The 18,119-nt window shown below is 71.7% G+C and carries 15 protein-coding genes; 7 read left to right on the forward strand and 8 right to left on the reverse strand.

Annotated elements, in window-relative coordinates:
- Positions 1 to 45: 45 nt before the first annotated feature.
- Both ASE15_RS14600 and ASE15_RS14605 read left to right on the forward strand, forming a co-directional pair.
- Positions 46 to 978: a glycine betaine ABC transporter substrate-binding protein gene (locus ASE15_RS14600; RefSeq protein WP_056764019.1), complete on the forward strand. Its 933-nt coding sequence runs from the start codon at positions 46 to 48 to the stop codon at positions 976 to 978.
- Between the two features lie 104 nt (positions 979 to 1,082).
- The gene (locus ASE15_RS14605) at positions 1,083 to 3,254 is read left to right on the forward strand and encodes an acyltransferase family protein (protein ID WP_082618471.1); all 2,172 of its coding nucleotides are present in this window, start codon (positions 1,083 to 1,085) and stop codon (positions 3,252 to 3,254) included.
- A gap of 242 nt (positions 3,255 to 3,496) precedes the next feature.
- Here the strand turns inward: ASE15_RS14605 and ASE15_RS14610 are convergent, their stop codons facing one another.
- The 4 genes from ASE15_RS14610 to ASE15_RS14625 all read right to left on the reverse strand — a co-directional run bounded on the left by ASE15_RS14610 (position 3,497) and on the right by ASE15_RS14625 (position 7,032).
- A complete protein-coding gene (locus ASE15_RS14610; RefSeq protein ID WP_200960562.1) occupies positions 3,497 to 3,679 on the reverse strand; it encodes a hypothetical protein in 183 nt (60 codons plus the stop codon).
- A 193-nt stretch (positions 3,680 to 3,872) separates the two neighbouring features.
- Positions 3,873 to 5,045: a cell wall-binding repeat-containing protein gene (locus tag ASE15_RS14615; protein WP_056764023.1), complete on the reverse strand. Its 1,173-nt coding sequence runs from the start codon at positions 5,043 to 5,045 to the stop codon at positions 3,873 to 3,875.
- Positions 5,046 to 5,170: 125 nt separating this feature from the next.
- Positions 5,171 to 6,643, reverse strand: coding sequence for a phosphomannomutase/phosphoglucomutase (locus ASE15_RS14620; RefSeq protein WP_056764026.1), 1,473 nt, complete (start codon positions 6,641 to 6,643; stop codon positions 5,171 to 5,173).
- 35 nt (positions 6,644 to 6,678) lie between these two features.
- Entirely contained in the window at positions 6,679 to 7,032 is a 354-nt protein-coding gene (locus tag ASE15_RS14625; protein WP_056646034.1) for a DUF3499 domain-containing protein, read from the reverse strand.
- A 110-nt stretch (positions 7,033 to 7,142) separates the two neighbouring features.
- On the opposite strand from ASE15_RS14625, the gene ASE15_RS20435 reads away from it, so the two are divergent.
- Positions 7,143 to 7,703, forward strand: coding sequence for a metallopeptidase family protein (locus ASE15_RS20435; protein WP_235534444.1), 561 nt, complete (start codon positions 7,143 to 7,145; stop codon positions 7,701 to 7,703).
- 3 nt (positions 7,704 to 7,706) lie between these two features.
- On the opposite strand, the gene ASE15_RS14635 is transcribed toward ASE15_RS20435, so the two are convergent.
- Positions 7,707 to 9,464, reverse strand: coding sequence for a DUF5719 family protein (locus ASE15_RS14635; protein ID WP_056764029.1), 1,758 nt, complete (start codon positions 9,462 to 9,464; stop codon positions 7,707 to 7,709).
- Between the two features lie 5 nt (positions 9,465 to 9,469).
- Positions 9,470 to 12,907 carry a glycosyltransferase gene (locus ASE15_RS14640; RefSeq protein ID WP_162259137.1) on the reverse strand — a complete coding sequence of 1,146 codons (3,438 nt, stop codon included), beginning with the start codon at positions 12,905 to 12,907 and terminating at the stop codon, positions 9,470 to 9,472.
- A 126-nt stretch (positions 12,908 to 13,033) separates the two neighbouring features.
- On the opposite strand from ASE15_RS14640, the gene ASE15_RS14645 reads away from it, so the two are divergent.
- On the forward strand, positions 13,034 to 14,185 hold the full coding sequence (locus tag ASE15_RS14645) for an acyltransferase (RefSeq protein WP_056764033.1): 1,152 nt from the start codon (positions 13,034 to 13,036) through the stop codon (positions 14,183 to 14,185).
- Positions 14,186 to 14,190: 5 nt separating this feature from the next.
- On the opposite strand, the gene ASE15_RS14650 is transcribed toward ASE15_RS14645, so the two are convergent.
- Positions 14,191 to 14,520, reverse strand: coding sequence for a WhiB family transcriptional regulator (locus ASE15_RS14650; protein ID WP_056764226.1), 330 nt, complete (start codon positions 14,518 to 14,520; stop codon positions 14,191 to 14,193).
- Between the two features lie 153 nt (positions 14,521 to 14,673).
- Between ASE15_RS14650 and ASE15_RS14655 the strand changes: the two genes are divergently transcribed.
- Positions 14,674 to 15,477 carry a TIGR03089 family protein gene (locus ASE15_RS14655; protein WP_056764035.1) on the forward strand — a complete coding sequence of 268 codons (804 nt, stop codon included), beginning with the start codon at positions 14,674 to 14,676 and terminating at the stop codon, positions 15,475 to 15,477.
- A 56-nt stretch (positions 15,478 to 15,533) separates the two neighbouring features.
- The gene (gene rfbA, locus ASE15_RS14660) at positions 15,534 to 16,397 is read left to right on the forward strand and encodes a glucose-1-phosphate thymidylyltransferase RfbA (RefSeq protein WP_056764037.1); all 864 of its coding nucleotides are present in this window, start codon (positions 15,534 to 15,536) and stop codon (positions 16,395 to 16,397) included.
- A 101-nt stretch (positions 16,398 to 16,498) separates the two neighbouring features.
- Here the strand turns inward: rfbA and rfbD are convergent, their stop codons facing one another.
- The gene (gene rfbD / locus ASE15_RS14665) at positions 16,499 to 17,353 is read right to left on the reverse strand and encodes a dTDP-4-dehydrorhamnose reductase (RefSeq protein WP_056764039.1); all 855 of its coding nucleotides are present in this window, start codon (positions 17,351 to 17,353) and stop codon (positions 16,499 to 16,501) included.
- Between the two features lie 146 nt (positions 17,354 to 17,499).
- Here rfbD and ASE15_RS14670 point away from each other — a divergent pair, with 146 nt between their 5' ends.
- Positions 17,500 to 18,117: a dTDP-4-dehydrorhamnose 3,5-epimerase family protein gene (locus ASE15_RS14670; protein WP_056764041.1), complete on the forward strand. Its 618-nt coding sequence runs from the start codon at positions 17,500 to 17,502 to the stop codon at positions 18,115 to 18,117.
- Positions 18,118 to 18,119: the final 2 nt, after the last annotated feature.

Here is an 18,119-nt window from a genome sequence, read left to right on the forward strand (position 1 = left end):
GCGGGCGCGGCCGCGCCAGCGGCCCGCCCCCGAAGGAAGGACAGCATGTCTCCCGCACGTCACCACCAGGCCCGTCGTCGCACCGCGATCGTCGCCTCCTCGCTCGCCCTCGGCCTCGGGCTCGCGGCCTGCGCCTCGGGCGAGACCGACTCCGGCTCCGGCTCGGCCTCCGCCGAGCCCAGCAAGGACATCACCATCGCGATCCACACGGGCTGGGACGAGGGCATCGCGGTCTCGCACCTGTTCAAGGCCATCCTCGAGGACGAGGGGTACACGGTCCGCACCGAGACGGCCGACCCCGGCATCGTCTACACGGGTATGGCGGGAGGCGACTTCGACGTCAACTTCGACATGTGGCTGCCCCTCACGCACGCCGACTACCAGGAGCAGTACGGCGACGACCTCGAGGACCTCGGGTACTGGTACGACGACGCCAAGCTGACCATCGCGGTCAACGAGGACGCACCGATCGACAGCCTCGACGAGCTCGCCGCGAACGCCGACCTGTTCGGCAACCGCATCGTCGGCATCGAGTCCGGCGCGGGTCTGACCCGCATCACCCAGGACGAGGTCATCCCGACCTACGGCCTGGACGACATGGACTTCGTCATCTCCTCGACCCCGGCCATGCTTGCCGAGCTCAAGGCCAAGACCGACGCGGGCGAGAACGTGGCCGTCACGCTGTGGCGGCCGCACTGGGCCTACGACGCGTTCCCCGTCAAGGACCTCGAGGACCCCGAGGGCGCCATGGGTGACGCCGAGAAGATCCACTCGGTCGCCCGCACGGGCTTCACCGCGGACCACCCTGACGTCGCGTCCTGGATCTCGGCGCTCACGCTGAGCGACGAGCAGCTCTTCTCGCTCGAGAACATCATGTTCAACGAGAACGAGGGCTCGGACAACGACGCCTCGGTGCGCGAGTGGCTCGAGGCCAACCCGACGTTCGTCGACGACCTGAAGGCCGCCGCGAACGGCTGATCCCTCGGTCGCGAGACGCGGCGGGCCGGCACCCCATGTGGGGTGCCGGCCCCGGAGGACGGCCGGAGCACAGCCGCGCCCGCACACCCCCTACCATGATGGGAATGCACGTGCTCAGAGGACCCGCCGACGAGGTTCGCTCCGCCACCACACCCGCCTCCGGCCTCTCGGACGCGCCACGCCGTCGCCCCAGCACTGGGGCAAGGACCGACATCCAGGCGCTGCGGGCCATCGCCGTGGGTGCCGTCGTCGCCAACCACCTGTGGCCGCGCGGTCTCCCTGGCGGGTACGTAGGCGTCGACGTCTTCTTCGTGATCTCCGGTTTCCTCATCACCTCGCACCTGACCAAGGAGCTCCAGGCAACGGGCAGGGTCGGGCTCTCGCAGTTCTACGCTCGACGCGTCCGGCGTCTCCTCCCGGCCGCCCTGCTCGTGCTTGCCGTCTCGACGGTCGGCGTGTGGGCCTTCCTCCCGTTCTCCGAGTGGTCGGCCAACGCCCAGCAGGTCGCCGCGAGCGCCTTCTACGTCGAGAACTGGGTACTGGCTGCGAAATCGGTCGACTACTCGGCCCTCAACGAATCGGCCACGGTCGCCCAGCACTACTGGTCGTTGTCGGTCGAGGAGCAGTTCTACCTCGTCTGGCCGGTCTTGCTCGGTGCGCTCTACCTGATCGGCAGACGCTCTGGCCGCTCGCCTCGCGCCGTCGCCACGATCGCGATGGTGGTCCTCGGGGTCGCCTCGCTGACCTTCAGCATCGTCTACACCAGCACCCACCCGAACGAGGCCTACTTCGTCACGCCCGTCAGGGTCTGGGAGTTCGGGCTGGGGGCGTTCGTCGCGCTCGCGGCCCGACACCTCTCTCCCCGTCGCGCGCTCGCAGATCCCCTCGCCCTCCTGGGGCTCGCCATGATCATCGGCTCGGCGTTCCTCTATGGGACGGCGACCCCTTTCCCGGGGTGGACCGCCCTGGTGCCCGCAGTCGGTACCGCGCTGGTCATCGTGGCCGGCATGCGGCGAGCACCGTTGCTGCACGACATCGTCACGGCCAGACGTCCCGTGCAGTTCCTCGGTGACGTCTCGTACTCCGTCTACCTCTGGCACTGGCCGCTCATCGTCCTCGCACCCTTCGCCCTCGCACGACCGGTCGGCTGGGTCGATCAGGTGGGGCTGCTGGTCCTCTCGCTCGCCCTCGCCTGGCTCACCAAGGTCGCGGTCGAGGACCGCGCCCGGACCTGGAGATGGGCCTCGGTGAAGCCACGGCGGTCCTTCGGTCTCATGCTCGTCGGGATGCTCGCGATCGGTGCCCTGACCTGGGGCCTGCAGTCCCTCGCTGTCGATGCGGAGAAGGAGGCCGCGGTCACTGCCGCGTCCCATGCCGAGGAGCTCGCCGACTGCTCCGGCCCGCTCGCGCTGCGTGAGGGCTCAGGATGCACCGACCCGTTCGGCCCCGCGCCGACCGTTGTGATGGGCGAGGTGAACCAGTACTGGGACATGCCGCCCGAGTGCGGGGACCTGCTCGATCGGCTCTCCTTCGGCGACACCCTGACGACCCGCGTGTGCGACTTCTCCGACGGCGCACCGGCCCCACCTGAGGTGTGGCTGGTCGGAGACTCTCACGCGCAGCAGTGGCAGGCGGCAGCCTTCGAGCTCGCCCGTGAGCGCGGGTGGCGTCTGACGACGAGCTTCCTCGGTGCCTGTCCCCCGGCGCACGTCTCGTACGTCGGCTATCGGGGCACTCCCGACACGGCCGCCAAGGTCGAGACCTGCAGGCTGTGGAGCGAGGGGTTGCACCGCGACATCCTCGAGACCACCCCCGATATGGTCCTCACCTCGAGCTTCGCACGAGGTGAGGACGTCGACGACGGCAGCGGGCGGAGCCAGCTCGACCAGTACCGCGAAGGTTTCCAGTCCTACTGGGGACCGTGGACCGCAGCGGGGATCCCAGTCTTCGTCGTCTCCGACCCACCGCTCAACGCGGCAGTTCGCGACCCGAGCTGCGTCGTCCTCCACCCAGACGACCCTGAGGCGTGCAAGGTCGACCGTGAGGTCGCCCAGCCCCTTGACCCGATGCTCGTCGCGGCGTCGAGCATGGAGGACCCGAGAGTGCATGTGGTCGATCTGACGAGCTACTTCTGCGACGACGCCTCGTGCTACGCGGTGATCGGTGGGATGCCCGTCTACTTCGATCCCGATCACCTCAACCGCCTCTTCGCCAAGGAGTTCGCGCCGCTCCTCGCGCAAGCCGTCGACCGTGCCGGCGCAGCTGCGCTCGGATGATCACGCCCTCGCAAGGTCTCGCGTGATCGACGCGCCCGTCCGGTCAACGCCCTGCCACCGACGGGGACATGCATCTTCGGCGATCGCCGTGTCAGCCGTCGGACAGCTCCTTGCAACCTCGTCGTGCCGGTCGCTGTCAGGGGCGACGTCCTCGCGCGACGCGCGAGAGCCCGGCACCCACCTGTGAGGGGGCCGCCGGGCTCTCGTGCCAGATCGCTCGGAGCGTCGTGGTGCTGGGCGCCCTACAGGCTGCGCGCGTCGCCCTCGAGCAGCACAGGGATCCCGTCGCGGACCGGATACGCGAGGGGGCGCACGGCATCCGTCGAGTGGAGCTCGGGGCTCCCGTCGGGGCCGGTCCCGTCGATCAACGTCGCCCCTGTCACGGGGCAACGCAGTGCCTCACGGACCCACGGCTCGATCTGCATGCTCATGCTGTTCCTTCTCCCGTTGCTGTCCGGTTCGTCGGCTCGAGCGACACCGGGCTGCCTGTCACGGCCCTGCGCGCCGATCCAGTCTAGGTCGTCTCTGCCTCGTCCTGTCGAAGCACCGTGAGGCCAGAACTGCCCTGCCCCGTGGGTCGGGACAGGGCAGCCGGCGAGCACGGCGACGCTCAGGAGGTCAGCTGCCGCAGACGTAGAGCTCCTCGACCCCCGTGCCGAGAGCACCCGGACCACCGAGCAGGAAGTAGTCGGTCACGCCCAGCTGGGCCCCCTGCGAGAAGACCGACTCGAACACGCAGGTGCTGGGCACGACCCAGAGCGGGAGCGGAAGATATCCCGCGAGGGCAGCGCCGGACAACGCGTCGGCGAAGCCGGTCCCCGTCGCGAGGAAGCCACCGTCGGCCCACTCGAAGACGCCTTCGTTGAGCGCGACCGAGGTGGCATAACGGTCTGCGCCGGAGAAACGGACCACGTTCTCCGGGCCGAGCAGCGAACCCAGGTGGTTCTCGATGCCCTTGCTCACGGCCCCCTCACCGCCTGCGATACCGGTCATGTAGACGCCGAGGTCGCTGAAGAGCGCCTGCGTCGGCTGGTCGACGGAGGTCCCCAGTCCTGGCACGAGCACGACGGGAACGTCGTAGGCTCCCGCGACCGCGCCTGCGGACAGCGCGTCCGGGAAGTCGGTGCCCGTGGCGATGTAGGCGACCTCGACGTCCGCTCCGCCGCCGAACGCACGCTCGGTCACGACCCTGGAGGTCGCGTAGCGGTCGGCCCCCGAGTCACGGCGGACCGACGGCGCGAGCTTCTTGAGCTCGTTGAGGACACCGTCCGACACCGCTCCGTTCCCTCCGACGACCACGATCGAGGACGGCTGCAGGCGGACGATCTCGTCACGGACGACCTGCGGGATCCCGCCGGGCTGGACCAGGAGAAGCGGTCCACCTGCGTGGGCCGCGGCCGGAGCGGCGCTGAGCGCATCGGCAAAACCTGCGCCGGTCGCGACATAGACCACGGGGGCGCCGGTCTCGAAACCAGCCTTCGAGACCGCGACGCCGGTCGCGTACCGATCGCTTCCAGCGATCCGCCACGCGTTGGCCGGGGCGTACGCGCGCGCCGCGTACGCTTCCTGCTGCTCGTCGCTCAGCCGTGAGGTGAGGAGGTCCGTGAAGGCGGTCGTCTTGCTCCCGCCGGCCTCGATCGTCACCGGGGCGTCCTCCGCCGCGAGCGCCGGGGCGGAGGACATGCCGCACATCCCGAGCGCCACGGCAGCCACGAGCAACGAGCGCGCACCCTTGCGCGCGAACTTCTGGGATCGACCCGACACGATCGCCCCCTGGCGTGCTTCTTCCATCTTTGTTCCTCTCAGGAAATACTCAGGTGCGCTGAGAGTACAGACGGGCACCGACGTTGCCTAATCTCTTCCGGGGAGTCCGACCACCGCTTCGTCGGGGCGGGGCCACGCGGGTGGTGTGGGGGCTACTTCTGCGCCCCGAGCTCGTTCTCGGTGGCGCGCACGAGCGACAGGACGTCGTCGCGCACCTTCTCCATGATGTCCTCGTCGGCGGCCTCGACGTTGAGCCGCAGGAGCGGCTCGGTGTTGGACGCGCGGAGGTTGAACCACCACTGCGGGTGGGAGTCCCAGTGGGAGACCGTGAGGCCGTCGAGCTCGTCGACGGCGACCGGCCCCGCCCCCTCCTCGGTCACGTACGCCTGGACGACGCGAGCCCGTGCGGCCGGCACGTCGGCCACCTGGGAGTTGATCTCCCCGCTCGAGGTGTACGGCTCGTAGACCTCGCCGAGCGCCGAGAGCGGGTGCTCCTGCTCGCCGAGGGCGGCGAGCACGTGCATCGCCGCGAGCATGCCCGTGTCGGCGAAGAAGAAGTCACGGAAGTAGTAGTGGGCGCTGTGCTCGCCGCCGAACACCGCGTCGTTGTCGGCCATCTGCGCCTTGATGAACGAGTGGCCCACGCGCGTCCGCACGACCTTCGCACCCGCCGCGGACATGAAGTCCGGGACCGCGCGCGAGGTGATGAGGTTGTGGATGATCGTCGGGACCCGCCCGGCGGCCTTCTCGCGCTCGACCTCGCGCAGCCCCACCAGGGCCGTGATCGCGGACGGGGACACGGGGTCACCGTGCTCGTCGATCACGAAGCAGCGGTCGGCGTCGCCGTCGAACGCGAGGCCCAGGTCCGCGTCGTGCTCGACGACCGCGGCCTGCAGGTCCACCAGGTTCTTGGGATCGAGCGGGTTGGCCTCGTGGTTCGGGAACGAGCCGTCGAGCTCGAAGTACAGGGGCACGACGTCGAGCGGCAGCGCCTCGAGGCCCGCCGCGGTCCCCAGGACCGCGGGAGCGGTGTAGCCCCCCATGCCGTTGCCCGCGTCGACGACGACCTTGAGCGGGCGGATGCCGCGCAGGTCCACGAGGGAGCGCAGGAAGGCCGCGTAGTCGGCGAGCATGTCGCGGTCGGTGATCTCGCCCCGGTCCTCGACAGGGGCAGGCAGCTCACCGTCGAGGTACTCCTGGGCGAGCTCGCGCACCGCGACCAGACCTGAGTCCTGCCCCACGGGACGCGCACCGGCACGGCACAGCTTGATGCCGTTGTAGACGGCAGGGTTGTGCGAGGCCGTGAACATGGCCCCAGGGATGTCCAACGCACCGGACGCATAGTAGAGCCCGTCGGTCGAGCACAGGCCGATCCGGATCACGTCCACGCCCGCGTCGGCGAGACCCTGCGCGAACGCGTCGACGAGCTCTGGCCCGCTGTCACGCATGTCCCGCCCGACGGCGACGCTCGGGCGGGCAGCCGGCTCCCCGGGGGTTGCCTCGGGCAGCACGACGACGCGAGCGAAGGCCGCGCCGATGGCTCGGGCCACCTGGGGGTTGAACTGGTCCGGGACCGTGCCCCGGACGTCGTAGGCCTTGATCAGCTGGGTCAGGTCGATGGGCACCGGATCAGCCTAGCCGGGACGGCAGGACCCTGCGTTCAGTCGCCCTCGGCGCGCAGGACCCGCAGGTGACCCCGGCGCCCGACCTCCGTGACGTCGTCGGGCTCCGCGCCTCGACGTGTGCGCCCCGCCTCGCGGACGGCCTCGGCCAGTGCCGACAGGTCGTCGTCGCTGGGCCCGGTCTCCTCGAAGTGCTGCGTCAGCCGCACGACCTCCCACCCACGGGGGGCGGTGAGACGCTCGGCGTGCTCGGCGCAGAGATCGTAGCTGTGGGGCTCGGCCATGTGGGCCAGGGGCCCGAGCACGGCGGTCGAGTCCGCGTAGACGTAGGTGAGGGTCGCCACCGACGCACGGGTGCATGCGGTGCGCGAGCACTGTCTGACGGATCTCACGCGCTGACACTACGCCCTGCGCGGTGGTCGCGATGCCATACACGCCGATCCCCGTCCTCGCGACCGGTCGGCCCGGGCGCGGCACGCAGCCGTCCTCTAGGCTCGGAGACGTGCCTGCCCACCCCTCGTCCTCCCCCTCTCCCACCCCGCACGGGCGCCGTCGACGCCCCGAGCGCACTGCGCCCGACGCACCCGCTCCCCTCGTGGCGTCGCTGCGCATCCCGGCCCGCGGGCCGGACCTCAACGACTCCGGTCCGCACCCGCGTCGCCGCGACCGGCGCGGGCGCGGGATCCGGGGCCCTCTGCTCCCGCCGTCGGCACCCGCGAACCGCACGCGCGGCGAGAAGTTCGACGCGCACGTGATCGCCACGATCGCCCTGCTCGAGCGCAGCTGGTCCAAGCAGCTGCACGGCACCGAGTTCGCGGTCGAGGACGTCCCGCCCTCCGACCCCGCACCCTGGGAGGACGCCGGGGTACCGCTCGGGCGGTACTTCCCCGCAGACTCCGGACAGCCCGCCCGGATCGTCGTCTACCGGCGCCCCATCGAGTCCCGGGCTTTCGACGACGACGACACGGCGGACCTGGTGCGAGACGTCGTCATCGAGCAGGTCGCGCACATGCTCGCACGGACCCCCGAGGAGATCGACCCGCGGTACCAGGGCGGGCACTGAAAGTCAGCCGGGCAGGCCCGCGGTGCTGGTGGCGCGGACCGCGACCGTGCCCTGGCTCGACGCAGGCGGCACCGGGACGAGCACCGACAGCAACGCCCCGGGCGCTCCCTCGGCTGCGCCGGCCACGGGGGCACCCGCGCTCGCGACCACCGACCACACGGGCACCGGGCCTTGCTGCGTGGACCCGGCAGACGTCTCGCTCGCGTCGAGCGTGAGGACCGCAGGCTCGTTCCCGCCGCCGAGCTCGAGCGTGTCGAGGCTGATCGTCGTCCCCGCCTCGACCGCGAGAGCGGTCTCGCCGAGCAGGGCGCCGTCGGCCCCGTAGGCGCGCAGCGTCCCGCTGAACGTCCCCGTCGGTGCCCCGTCGTCGCCGCGCTCCGGGGGCGTCGAGGGCACGGCACCGAGGCGCACGATGCTGCTGGTGCCAGGGACCAGGGTCACGGTCCCGCGGTCGGTCGTCCGGGCCGTGGTGGGCTCGATCGTCCCTGCCGCCTCGGACGCGTCCTCCTCGGCCGACGACGCCGCCGGTGCCGGGTCGAGCGCGGTCGCCGCGACCCACGCACGGTCGACCTGCGGCGTGTCGTCGAGCGAGTCGGGGACCGGGTCTCCCGCGCGCGCCTGGAGGGCGCCGGCCACGACCGGCACGGTCGAGTCCACCGTGACGGTGTAGTCCCCTGCGGGCAGCCCACCGAGGGACACGTCCGTGACCGCACCGGGGGTGAGGTCCTGCTCCTCGCCGCCTCGCAACCGCACCCGCCCGTCGGTGCCGTAGACCGTCACGGTCGCGGTCCCCGCCTCGGTCCCCGGTGCGAGCAGACGCAGCTGGGGCGCCATGGGGTCCTCGACGGACTCGCCCGCGCTCGTGACGCCGAGCGCGAGCGCCGTGGTCGGCTCGGCCCCGGGGACCACGAAGTCGACCCCGACCGGCACCAGGCCGTCGAGGGTGCTGTGCTGCAGGTAGGCGGCGACCGTGCCGCCCGTGGACTCGACGTGCACGGCCAGACGGCGCTGCTCGGGCGCGACCGCCTCGACGAGGGTCACGACCTCCTCGCCGGGCGGGACGAGGTACTGGCCGCCCCCGCTCAGGACGACGGGACCGCCCGGCCCCCAGACGCTCAACCGCACCGTGGCAGGCGTGCGTCCGGGGTTCTGGAGCACGAGCTGTGAGCTGCTGCCGACCTCGGTGCTCCCTCCGACGATCCAATGACTGATGTCCGGCACCGCGCAGCTCGCCGCCGCGAGACCACGCAGGTCCCCTGCTGTCGTCACCGAGCCCACGGACGCCGCGACCCGGGTGTCGACCGGCATGCCGGCACCGACGCGCAGCACCTCGCTGTCCGTCACGTCGGCCAGCGAGACCGTCGTGGCGCCGTCGCCCTGCTCGAGCGGCGAGGCGTCCAGCGCGTCGAGGCCCGTGAGGTTCACGGGCGTGTCCCCCGGGTTCGCCGTGCCCGCCCCCGCACCGCCGACCACCGCCGCGCGCAGGGCCGTCGCGGTCTCGACGGGAGCCGCGCTGAACTGCGCGTCACCCACCTGCGCCGTGTCCGCGAGGCGCACGGGTGCGGGGCACACGAGCACACGCTCGGGAGTCGACGCCTCGATCTGCTCGACGTCGGTCGAGACCGCGCCCGGCGCGGCACCCCAGCCCTGAGGAACGCCGACGGCGGCCACGACCCCCGTGAGCGCGACGGCCACGAGGCCCGTGGAGATGGTCGCGACCCGGCGCAGGGCAGCGCGCGGGTGCGAGCGTCTGGTGGTCACAGGTACTACCTCGTTCCGGTCCGACGACGTCCCACCGGCACGGCGAGGAGCACGAAGATCAACAGGGTGACCCCGGCGGCGACGAGCCACGGGAGCCGGTGCGGGGGGTCGTGCTCGATGCTCAGGAACCCGCCCTCAGGGCCGAGAAGGAACGCCTGGCGCCCGTCGACCTCGGCGCGCGGGAGGTTCCGGCCGTCGAGCGTCGCCGACCACCCCGGGTCGGCCGTCTCGGCGAGCACGACGGCGCGCGTCTGCGCACCGGGGTCGACCCGGGTCGCCACGGTCTTGTCCTCGGCAGGGAGGAGGCGTTCGACGGAGACCGGCTCGCTCGCCTCGTCCCCCGCGGCGGGGGTCGCGGGGAGGGCGTCGACGACGCGCGCCCAGGCGGGCGCGTCGGTCTCCGCCGGGCCCGGCGCGACGCGCCACAGCACGCCCGACTGCCCCTCGGTCACGCGCTCGAGGCCCGGCACCATGTCGAGCCGGGCGACGAGCTCGGCGCGCTCGCGTGCGGTCGTCGCGTCGGGGGCCGGCACGGCGGGGATCAGCACCGCACCCACCGCCAGGTCGGCGAGCCCGGTCGCGGCGTCGGCCGAGCTCCCGGAAGCCATGGCGGCGACGAGGTCCGGGACGGGCCCCTGGGTGAACGACGGGTCGTCCATGGCGCGGACGTGGACGACGCTCGACGAGTCGATCATCTGCGGGCCGTCACCACGGAGCAGCGCATACTCGAGCACCCCACCGGGCCCCAGCTCGATCGAGAGCACACGCACCTCGCGGTCGGAGTCCTGCATCAGCTGGCCCACCCGGGGCACGACGGGCTCGGTCGTGACGGTCAGGTCGCCGACCGCTCCGTCCTGCGCGGTCGCGGACAGCACCCATGAGGTGAGCGAGGTCGCGGGGACGGCGAGCGCGACGAGCGCCAGCAGCACGACGGCGCCGGCCCTCCATCCCGTACGCGCACGGCTCCGCGGGGCGACGGTCGCGGTCGGACGGACCGCGCGGCGCAAAGACGGAGCACCGAGCAACGCGGCCCCCAGGAGTGCCAGGAGGACCACCGAGACCCCGACCCCGGGCCATCCCGTGATCGCACCGTGCTCGCCGACCGCGACCTCCACCGAGCCTGCCGCAGCAGCCGTCGCGAGGCCTAGCGCGGCGACGAACCAGGCGCTCACGACCGCTGCGCCCCGCCGACGGAACAACGCCACGACCGCGAGGGCCGCGACGAGCACACCCGTGGCGAGCGGGGCCCAGCGGGCGGCCTCCCCCAGGGGGCCGGCGTCCAGGTCGAACCACGCGGAGGCCTCGACGGGCTGCCCGAGCAGCTGCTGCCAGGCGGGCGCAGCCACGGCCTGCACCGGAGCCCCCGGGTCCGCGAACAGGAGGCGCCATCCTCCGTCGTCCCAGGTCGTGACGACGCGTCCCCAGAAGGGGGCGAGCAGGACGATCGACGGGAGGAGCACCAGGAGGAGGTACCTGCGGTGCTGCACGGAGGCCACAGCGACGACGGTCAGCGCGAGGGCGGCGACCGGGAGCAGCACGGGCGCACCGCTCACCGCGACGAACAGCGCGAGCGCCGCCGCGGCGGCAGCCCCGATGGACCCCTGGCGCCGGCGCCGGGCCGTACGGACGACGCGGGGGGCCGTCGGCGTCGTACCGGCCTCGACCACGGACCTGGTCGCGAGCGCGGGAGCGACCTCGTCGCGGGCATGGATGCCGAGCGCCCTCAGCACGCCGAGGGCGACCCAGGGAAGTGCGGCGTGGGCGACGAGGGCTCCCAGCCTGCCGTCGCCGAGCGCGATCACGAGCGAGGGTGCCGCGACCCAGACCACGGTCGCCCAGGCGCGCAACCACACCGAGCGTGTGACGCCACCTGCGGCGAACCACGCCCCGAGCCCCGCGACGACGAACGACGTCACGACGAGCACGCCGATCACCGGCTGCGCAACGCCCCCGCCGAGGAGCGAGGCCGACAGCAGGAGGGTCGTGAACGGGTCGGCCGGAGCCGCCGCCCCCATCCCCTCCGCGATCCAGCCACCGGTGGCCGCCTGCCAGGTCTCGGCGAGACGACCCTGCGCGGGCAGGAGCGCTCCGCCGACGAACCGGCCCCCGGCGGCGAGCACGGACAGCAGCGGACCGAACACGACCGCGGTCACCCCGAGCAGGGCGACCACGACCACTGTGAGCATCGCCCGTCGGCGACGCGCGACGGCCCGCAGCTCGGCGCGCTCGAGATCCGTCGGGGCCTCGACCGTCCTGCTCAGCTCGGTGCGCGCGAGGCGGTGGTCCCGGCGCTCGCCGAGCACGTCCCGCCAGGTCCCCCGCAACGGCGCCAGGGCTCGGCGCGGGAGCACGCTCGTCCGCTGGATCCGCCTGCGCGCGCGGGCGAGCGCCCGGAGGCGGAAGACCGCCCACAACGGCGCAAGGAGCTCGTCGCGAGCCTGTCCCGGGCGCTTGACCGCGAGGCGGTACATGGCCTGGAAGGGGGCCCAGAGGATCATCGCCAGGGCCGCGGGCAGGAGCATCGGAGCGGAGACGCTCACCAGCCGCTGGTGCAGGAGGCTGCGTCGTCGTGCACCGTAGGACGCGTCGACGTCGGGGACGGGAGCCTCCTGCTCCTCGTCCCGCGGGTCCTCCTGCCGGAGCCCCAGGAGCGAGGCCTGCGCGTGGCGCACGACCGCCCGAGGCACGACGACGATCCGGTGCCCGGCGAGGCGTGCACGGCGGCACAGGTCGAGGCCGTCCCCGAACACCCCGTGCTCGGGGTCGGTGCCGCCCAGCTCCAGCCAGACCGAGGTCCGCACCAGCGCACCGGCGAGCCCGACCGCCAGGACGTCCTCCCGTGCGTCGTGCTGCCCCTGGTCGATCTCGTGCTCGTCGATGCCGGTCATCCGACGCCCCAGCGGCGAGATCGTGAAGCCGACCTCGAGGAGCAGCCCGTCGTCGTCACCGCCGGCGTCCCATCGACGCTGCTTGGCGCCTGCGACCGCGACCGTGGCGGAGTGCTCGACCGCGCGCAGCTGCTCGGCCAGGGAGCCCGGCTCGGGCGGGGAGTCGTCGTGGAGCAGCCACAGCCAGGTCGGGGGTGCGTCCTCGCCGCGCGAGGCGAGGGCCGTGTCGACCGCCTGCCCGAACGACCGGGCGTGCGGGGCCGCGAGGAAGCGCGCGCCGCCCAGGTGCAGCTCCTGGTACTCGCTCATGGCCCGGGACGTGGCCACGTCGACGACGATCACCGCGTCGGGGGCGATCGACTGCGCCCGGACCGCGTCGAGGGTCTCAGGGAGGTAGCGCGTGTGTCCCTGCGTCACGATCACGGCGGTGACCGTGACTGCCGACGGGATGTGCCCGGTCACCGCAGCAGCCGCATCGGGGGCCTCGCCACGCGCAGGAGACAAGGTTGCGCTGGTCACGTCGGAGAAGTTCATCGTGAATCGATCATGCGTCACGGACCTCCTCGGACCCCGCATTTCGCGTCTCGGTGTGGCGGGCAGAATCGGTCCACCGCCTATCATCGTCAGCAGTTGCACGGTCCTGACGGAGGGGCCGGACGTCCTGACGAAGGAGCCGGACAGTTGAACGACCAGCCATCGCAGGTCTCGGTTCGAGCAGCCGAGTCACGACCAGAGGACCTCTCGGCCACCGTCGACGCCGCACGCTCGAGCCACCTCGACTGGATCGACACGGCCAAGGCAGGAGCGATCGTCCTCGTCGTTCTCTATCACGTGGGCAACACCTATGCCGGCGCCTTCCTCCCTGTGACCGCCCTTGGTCTCAACGCCCCCTGGCGTGAGCTGAACGACTGGCTGATCCCTGTCCGGATGCCCCTGTTCTTCCTGGTCTCGGGCATGCTCGCCACCCGCGCCGTCTCCCGCCCGTGGTCGGCCCTCAGACGCCCCAAGGTCGCCGACCTCTTGTGGCCGTTCGCGCTCTGGTCCGTCATCTACGGGGTCGCGACCGGCGCCGCGTATGCCACGGAGCCCGGAGGTTGGACCGGGGCTGCCTTCGCGAGCTGGTGGGCTATTCCGGCGGGCGGCACGGCGTACTGGTACCTCACTGCTCTGGTGGTCTTCTTCTGCGTCGCCCGCCTCGCACGGAGGTTCGGCGCGGCACTCGTCCTCGTGGCGTTCGTCGCCTGGCTGGGCGCGAGCGGCCTCTCGGTGGTCGTCTCACCGGTCCTCGGGACCGCACTCTCGACCAACCTCGTCCGATGGTGCTACTTCGCCGTGTGGTTCATGGTGGGCTGCTTCGCCCGTGACACGGTGGCGCGAATCGCTCGTCTCCGTCTCGCCCCGACGCTCGTCGTCTCCGCGACCCTCTACGTCGTGATCGCCATGAAGGTCTACGGGGGAGGCGCGACCGCAGGCCGCTGGGTCGAGAGCCTGAACGTCCTCGGCATCGTGTCGGCGATCCTGGCGAGCGTCCTGCTCTCCCGGAGCCGCCGCGTGCGCCGCGTCAGCCGGTACCTCGCGGCACGTACCCTGCCGATCTATCTCGTCCACCCGGTGGTTCTCTGCCTGGCTCTGGCCATCGCGAGAAGGCCGGACGGTACCGTCGCCACCCTGCCCGGGACGTGGATCGTCGGGGCACTGTTCACGCCGGTCGTCACGATCGCCCTTGTCCTGCTGAGCACGTGGACCTACGACCGCCTGCGCGACACCCGGGCATCGGTCCTCTTCAGAGCACCACGCCGTTCCCGGGACCTGCGACCGACGATCAGGGCCTGAGCGCCTCAGACCACCCGGCGCTTCAGCTTGCGGCGCTCACGCTCGGAGAGGCCGCCCCAGATGCCGAACCGCTCGTCGTGCTCGAGCGCGTACTCGAGGCACTCCGACCGCACCTCGCACCCCGTGCAGACCTTCTTCGCCTCGCGGGTCGAGCCGCCCTTCTCCGGGAAGAACGCCTCGGGGTCCGTCTGAGCGCACAGAGCACGCTCCTGCCACCCCATGAGCGTGTCGTCCACCACCTGACCGAAGAGCGGCAGCACAGGGGCTACCGTCTCGATCGTCCGACCTGCATCCGAGGGGAATGCCCCTTGGTCCTCGCCCAGCACGTTCCACATGATGCGCCCCTTCATGCCGTTCTTTGGAAACTGCATTAGGGAAATTACACGCGTGTCATGCGCGTCCGTCAAGCCGAAATGTGCTATCGAGCCGATCTCGTGGGTGAAATCACGAGGCTCGCGACGCGGCGACGGCGGCCTAGGCTTGGCCGCATGACCCCCTCCTCCGCATCCTTCGCTCACGTCGCTGACCTGCAACGTCTCATCATCCGAGACCCAGGCCGACCTCGCATCACCTGGTACGACGGCGGCGGCGAGCGCGTGGAGCTTTCGGGAGCGGTCCTGCACAACTGGATCAACAAAACCGTCAACCTCCTCGTCGAAGAATTCGACGCCGCCCCCGGAACACGAGTCCTGCTCGACCTGCCCCCGCATTGGCGAGCGATTGTGTGGGCGCTGGCGACCTGGCGGGCCGGTGCCACGCTCGTCCTCCAGCCGGACACCTCGGGGAGCGAGGCCGTCGGGCGGGTCGAGGACGCCGCACCACCCGTGGTCCCGACCCTCGCGCACGGCGTGGACGTCGTCGTGACGTCCCGGCCGGCTGCCTGGACCGGCACCTACGTCCCTGTCGTCGCCGTGCCGCTGCCCGCGCTCGCACGCCGTTTCGACGGTGATCTGCCTTCCGGCGCCCTCGACGCAGGCTCGGCCGTCATGACGTACGGCGACCAGATCGGCTGGGTCGAGGAGATCGACCCGGACGCGGTCGCCCTCGAGCCGGGGGCCGTGCGCCACAGCGCGTTGATCGCCTGGGGAGCCGAGTCCGGCGACGACGCCCCCACGTCCGCACGCGCGCTCGTGCAGGAGAACGGCACGGCGGCTCTGCTTCGCAGAGTCCTGCAGGTGCTTGGTGTCGACGGATCGGTGGTCGTCGTCGCCCCCACCCTGACCGCCGAGCTGGATCAGGACCACGAGCGGCTCGACCGCCTGCGCACGAGCGAACGCGTCGACCTCGGCTGAGCCGGATGATCGGACCGAGCCACCGGGCGCCCGCTTCTGCGGCATGATGGGTGACCATGCGCGGAATCATCTTGGCCGGCGGCTCTGGTACCCGGCTCCACCCGATCACTCTCGGTGTCAGCAAGCAGCTGGTGCCGGTCTACGACAAGCCGATGATCTACTACCCGCTCTCGACGCTGATCCTGGCGGGGATCCGGGACATCCTGGTGATCACGACACCCCACGACGCCGAGCAGTTCCACCGGCTCCTGGGAGACGGGTCGCAGTTCGGGGTCTCGATCTCCTACACGGTCCAGGCAGAGCCCAACGGGCTCGCGCAGGCGTTCGTGCTCGGCGCCGACTTCATCGGCGACCAGTCGTGCGCGCTGGTACTGGGCGACAACATCTTCTACGGGCCCGGCCTGGGCTCGCAGCTCACCCGGTTCGAGGACATCGACGGGGGTGCGGTCTTCGCGTACCGGGTCGCCGACCCGACCGCGTACGGGGTCGTGGAGTTCGACGAACTCGGCAAGGCCCTCTCGCTCGAGGAGAAGCCCACCGCGCCCCGCTCGAACTACGCCGTGCCGGGCCTGTACTTCTACGACAACGACGTCGTGGATATCGCCCGTGACCTCGAGCCCTCCCCGCGCGGGGAGTACGAGATCACCGACGTCAACCGCGAGTACCTGCGCCAAGGGCGCCTGCAGGTCGAGGTCCTCCCGCGCGGGACCGCGTGGCTCGACACCGGGACCTTCGACTCCCTCCTCGAGGCGTCGGACTACGTGCGCACGATCGAGAACCGACAGGGGCTGAAGATCGGCTCCCCCGAAGAGGTCGCCTGGCGACGTGGCTTCCTCACCGACTCCGAGCTCGCCGAACGCGCACAACGCCTCGTGAAGTCCGGCTACGGCAGCTACCTGCTGAGCCTCCTCGAGGAGTAGACGGCCGCGTTCACGCACCTGCCGGACGCGTGGCACGAACTGCCGGGCTTGGAGGGCGGGGCGCAATGTTGCGCCCCGCCCTCCATACCCGGCGCGATTCGTCAGCGGCTCGACACTCCCAGGACCGCCGGGGCGGCAGCTTCCCAGCGCTCCGCCCAGTCCCCGATCGGCGTGACACCGATCGCGTCCAGGGCATCGTGGCCGAGGACGGAGTACGCCGGCCGCGGGGCCGGTCGGACGAACTTCTCGCTCGTCGTCGGGAGAAGCACGGTCGAGGACCCGACAGCATCGAGCACCGCACGGGTGAAGCCGAACCAGGTGGTCGAGCCTGACGACGTGCCGTGGTAGGTCCCGCTGGGCGCCCCGGCCTCGACGAGGCGCACGATCAGGTCCGACAGGTCGACGGTCCAGGTGGGCTGCCCTGCCTGGTCGTCGACCACCGAGAGCTCGTCGCGGTCGGCGGCCAGCCGTGCCATGGTCTTGGGGAAGCAAGGACCACCCGCCCCGTAGAGCCAGGCCGTGCGCACCACGAGGTGGTCGGGCGCCTCGGCGCGTACTGCCCACTCCCCCGCGGCCTTGGTCCGGCCGTAGGCCGAGCGCGGAGCCACCGGGCCGTCCTCCGGGTAGGGGCTCCCGGCGTCTCCCGCGAACACGTAGTCCGTGGAGACGTGGACGAGCCGGGCCCCTGCCCGGGAGGCGGCGCGGGCAAGGTTCGCCGGGCCGACCGCGTTGACGGCGAACGCCTCGGCCTCGCGGGTCTCCGCGTCGTCGACCGCCGTCCACGCCGCGCAGTTCACCACGACGTCCGCACCTTGGACGGCCAGCTCGCACGCCTGCGGATCGGTGATGTCGAGCTCATGGCGAGCCAGCACCTCGACGTCGTGGCCCGCCTGTCGCGCGACCGTCTCCAGGTCCTGGGCGAGCATCCCCCCACCACCGGTCACCAACCACCGCACGCCGTACCTCCACACCTCGTCCGCCGCGCCCGGTCGGGCGCCGCGCGACAGCCTATCGGCCCTGGTCGACGCCCCCTGCCCGGCGGGTGGGGACGGTATCGTGGGGCGGGCCCGACCGCCGGGCACGAACGATCCCTGGAGGACAGGTGCAGGTACGCGAGCTCAAGGTCGCCGGAGCGTGGGAGATCACCCCGAAGCAGTTCGGGGACGATCGCGGGGTGTTCCTCGAGTGGTTCAAGGCCGAGACCTTCACCGCGCTGACCGGGCACCCCCTGGACCTGCAGCAGGCCAACATGTCGGTCTCGGCCGCCGGGGTCCTGCGCGGCATCCACTTCGCCGACGTCCCACCCGGCCAGGCCAAGTACGTCACGTGCCCCCGCGGTGCGGTCCTGGACATCGTCGTGGACGTCCGGGTCGGGTCCCCCACGTTCGGACAGTGGGACTCGGTCCTGCTCGACGACGTCGACCGCCGCGCAATCTACCTGTCCGAGGGCCTGGGCCACGCGTTCTGCTCCCTGGAGGACGGCTCGACCGTCACCTACCTGTGCTCGACCGGCTACGCCCCCGAGCGCGAGCACGGCATCCATCCCCTGGACCCCACCGTCGCCATCGAGTGGCCCACCACCGCCCGCGACGGCTCTGCGCTGGAGTTCGAGCTATCCGCCAAGGACCTGGCCGCGCCCTCGCTCGAGGAGGCAGCGGCCGCAGGCATCCTGCCCTCCTACGAGGCCTCGCTGGCCTACCTGCCTCCCTCACAGGTCTGACC

The sequence above is a fragment of the Oerskovia sp. Root22 genome (assembly GCF_001429135.1).
In the GTDB taxonomy this organism is placed as follows: domain Bacteria; phylum Actinomycetota; class Actinomycetes; order Actinomycetales; family Cellulomonadaceae; genus Oerskovia; species Oerskovia enterophila.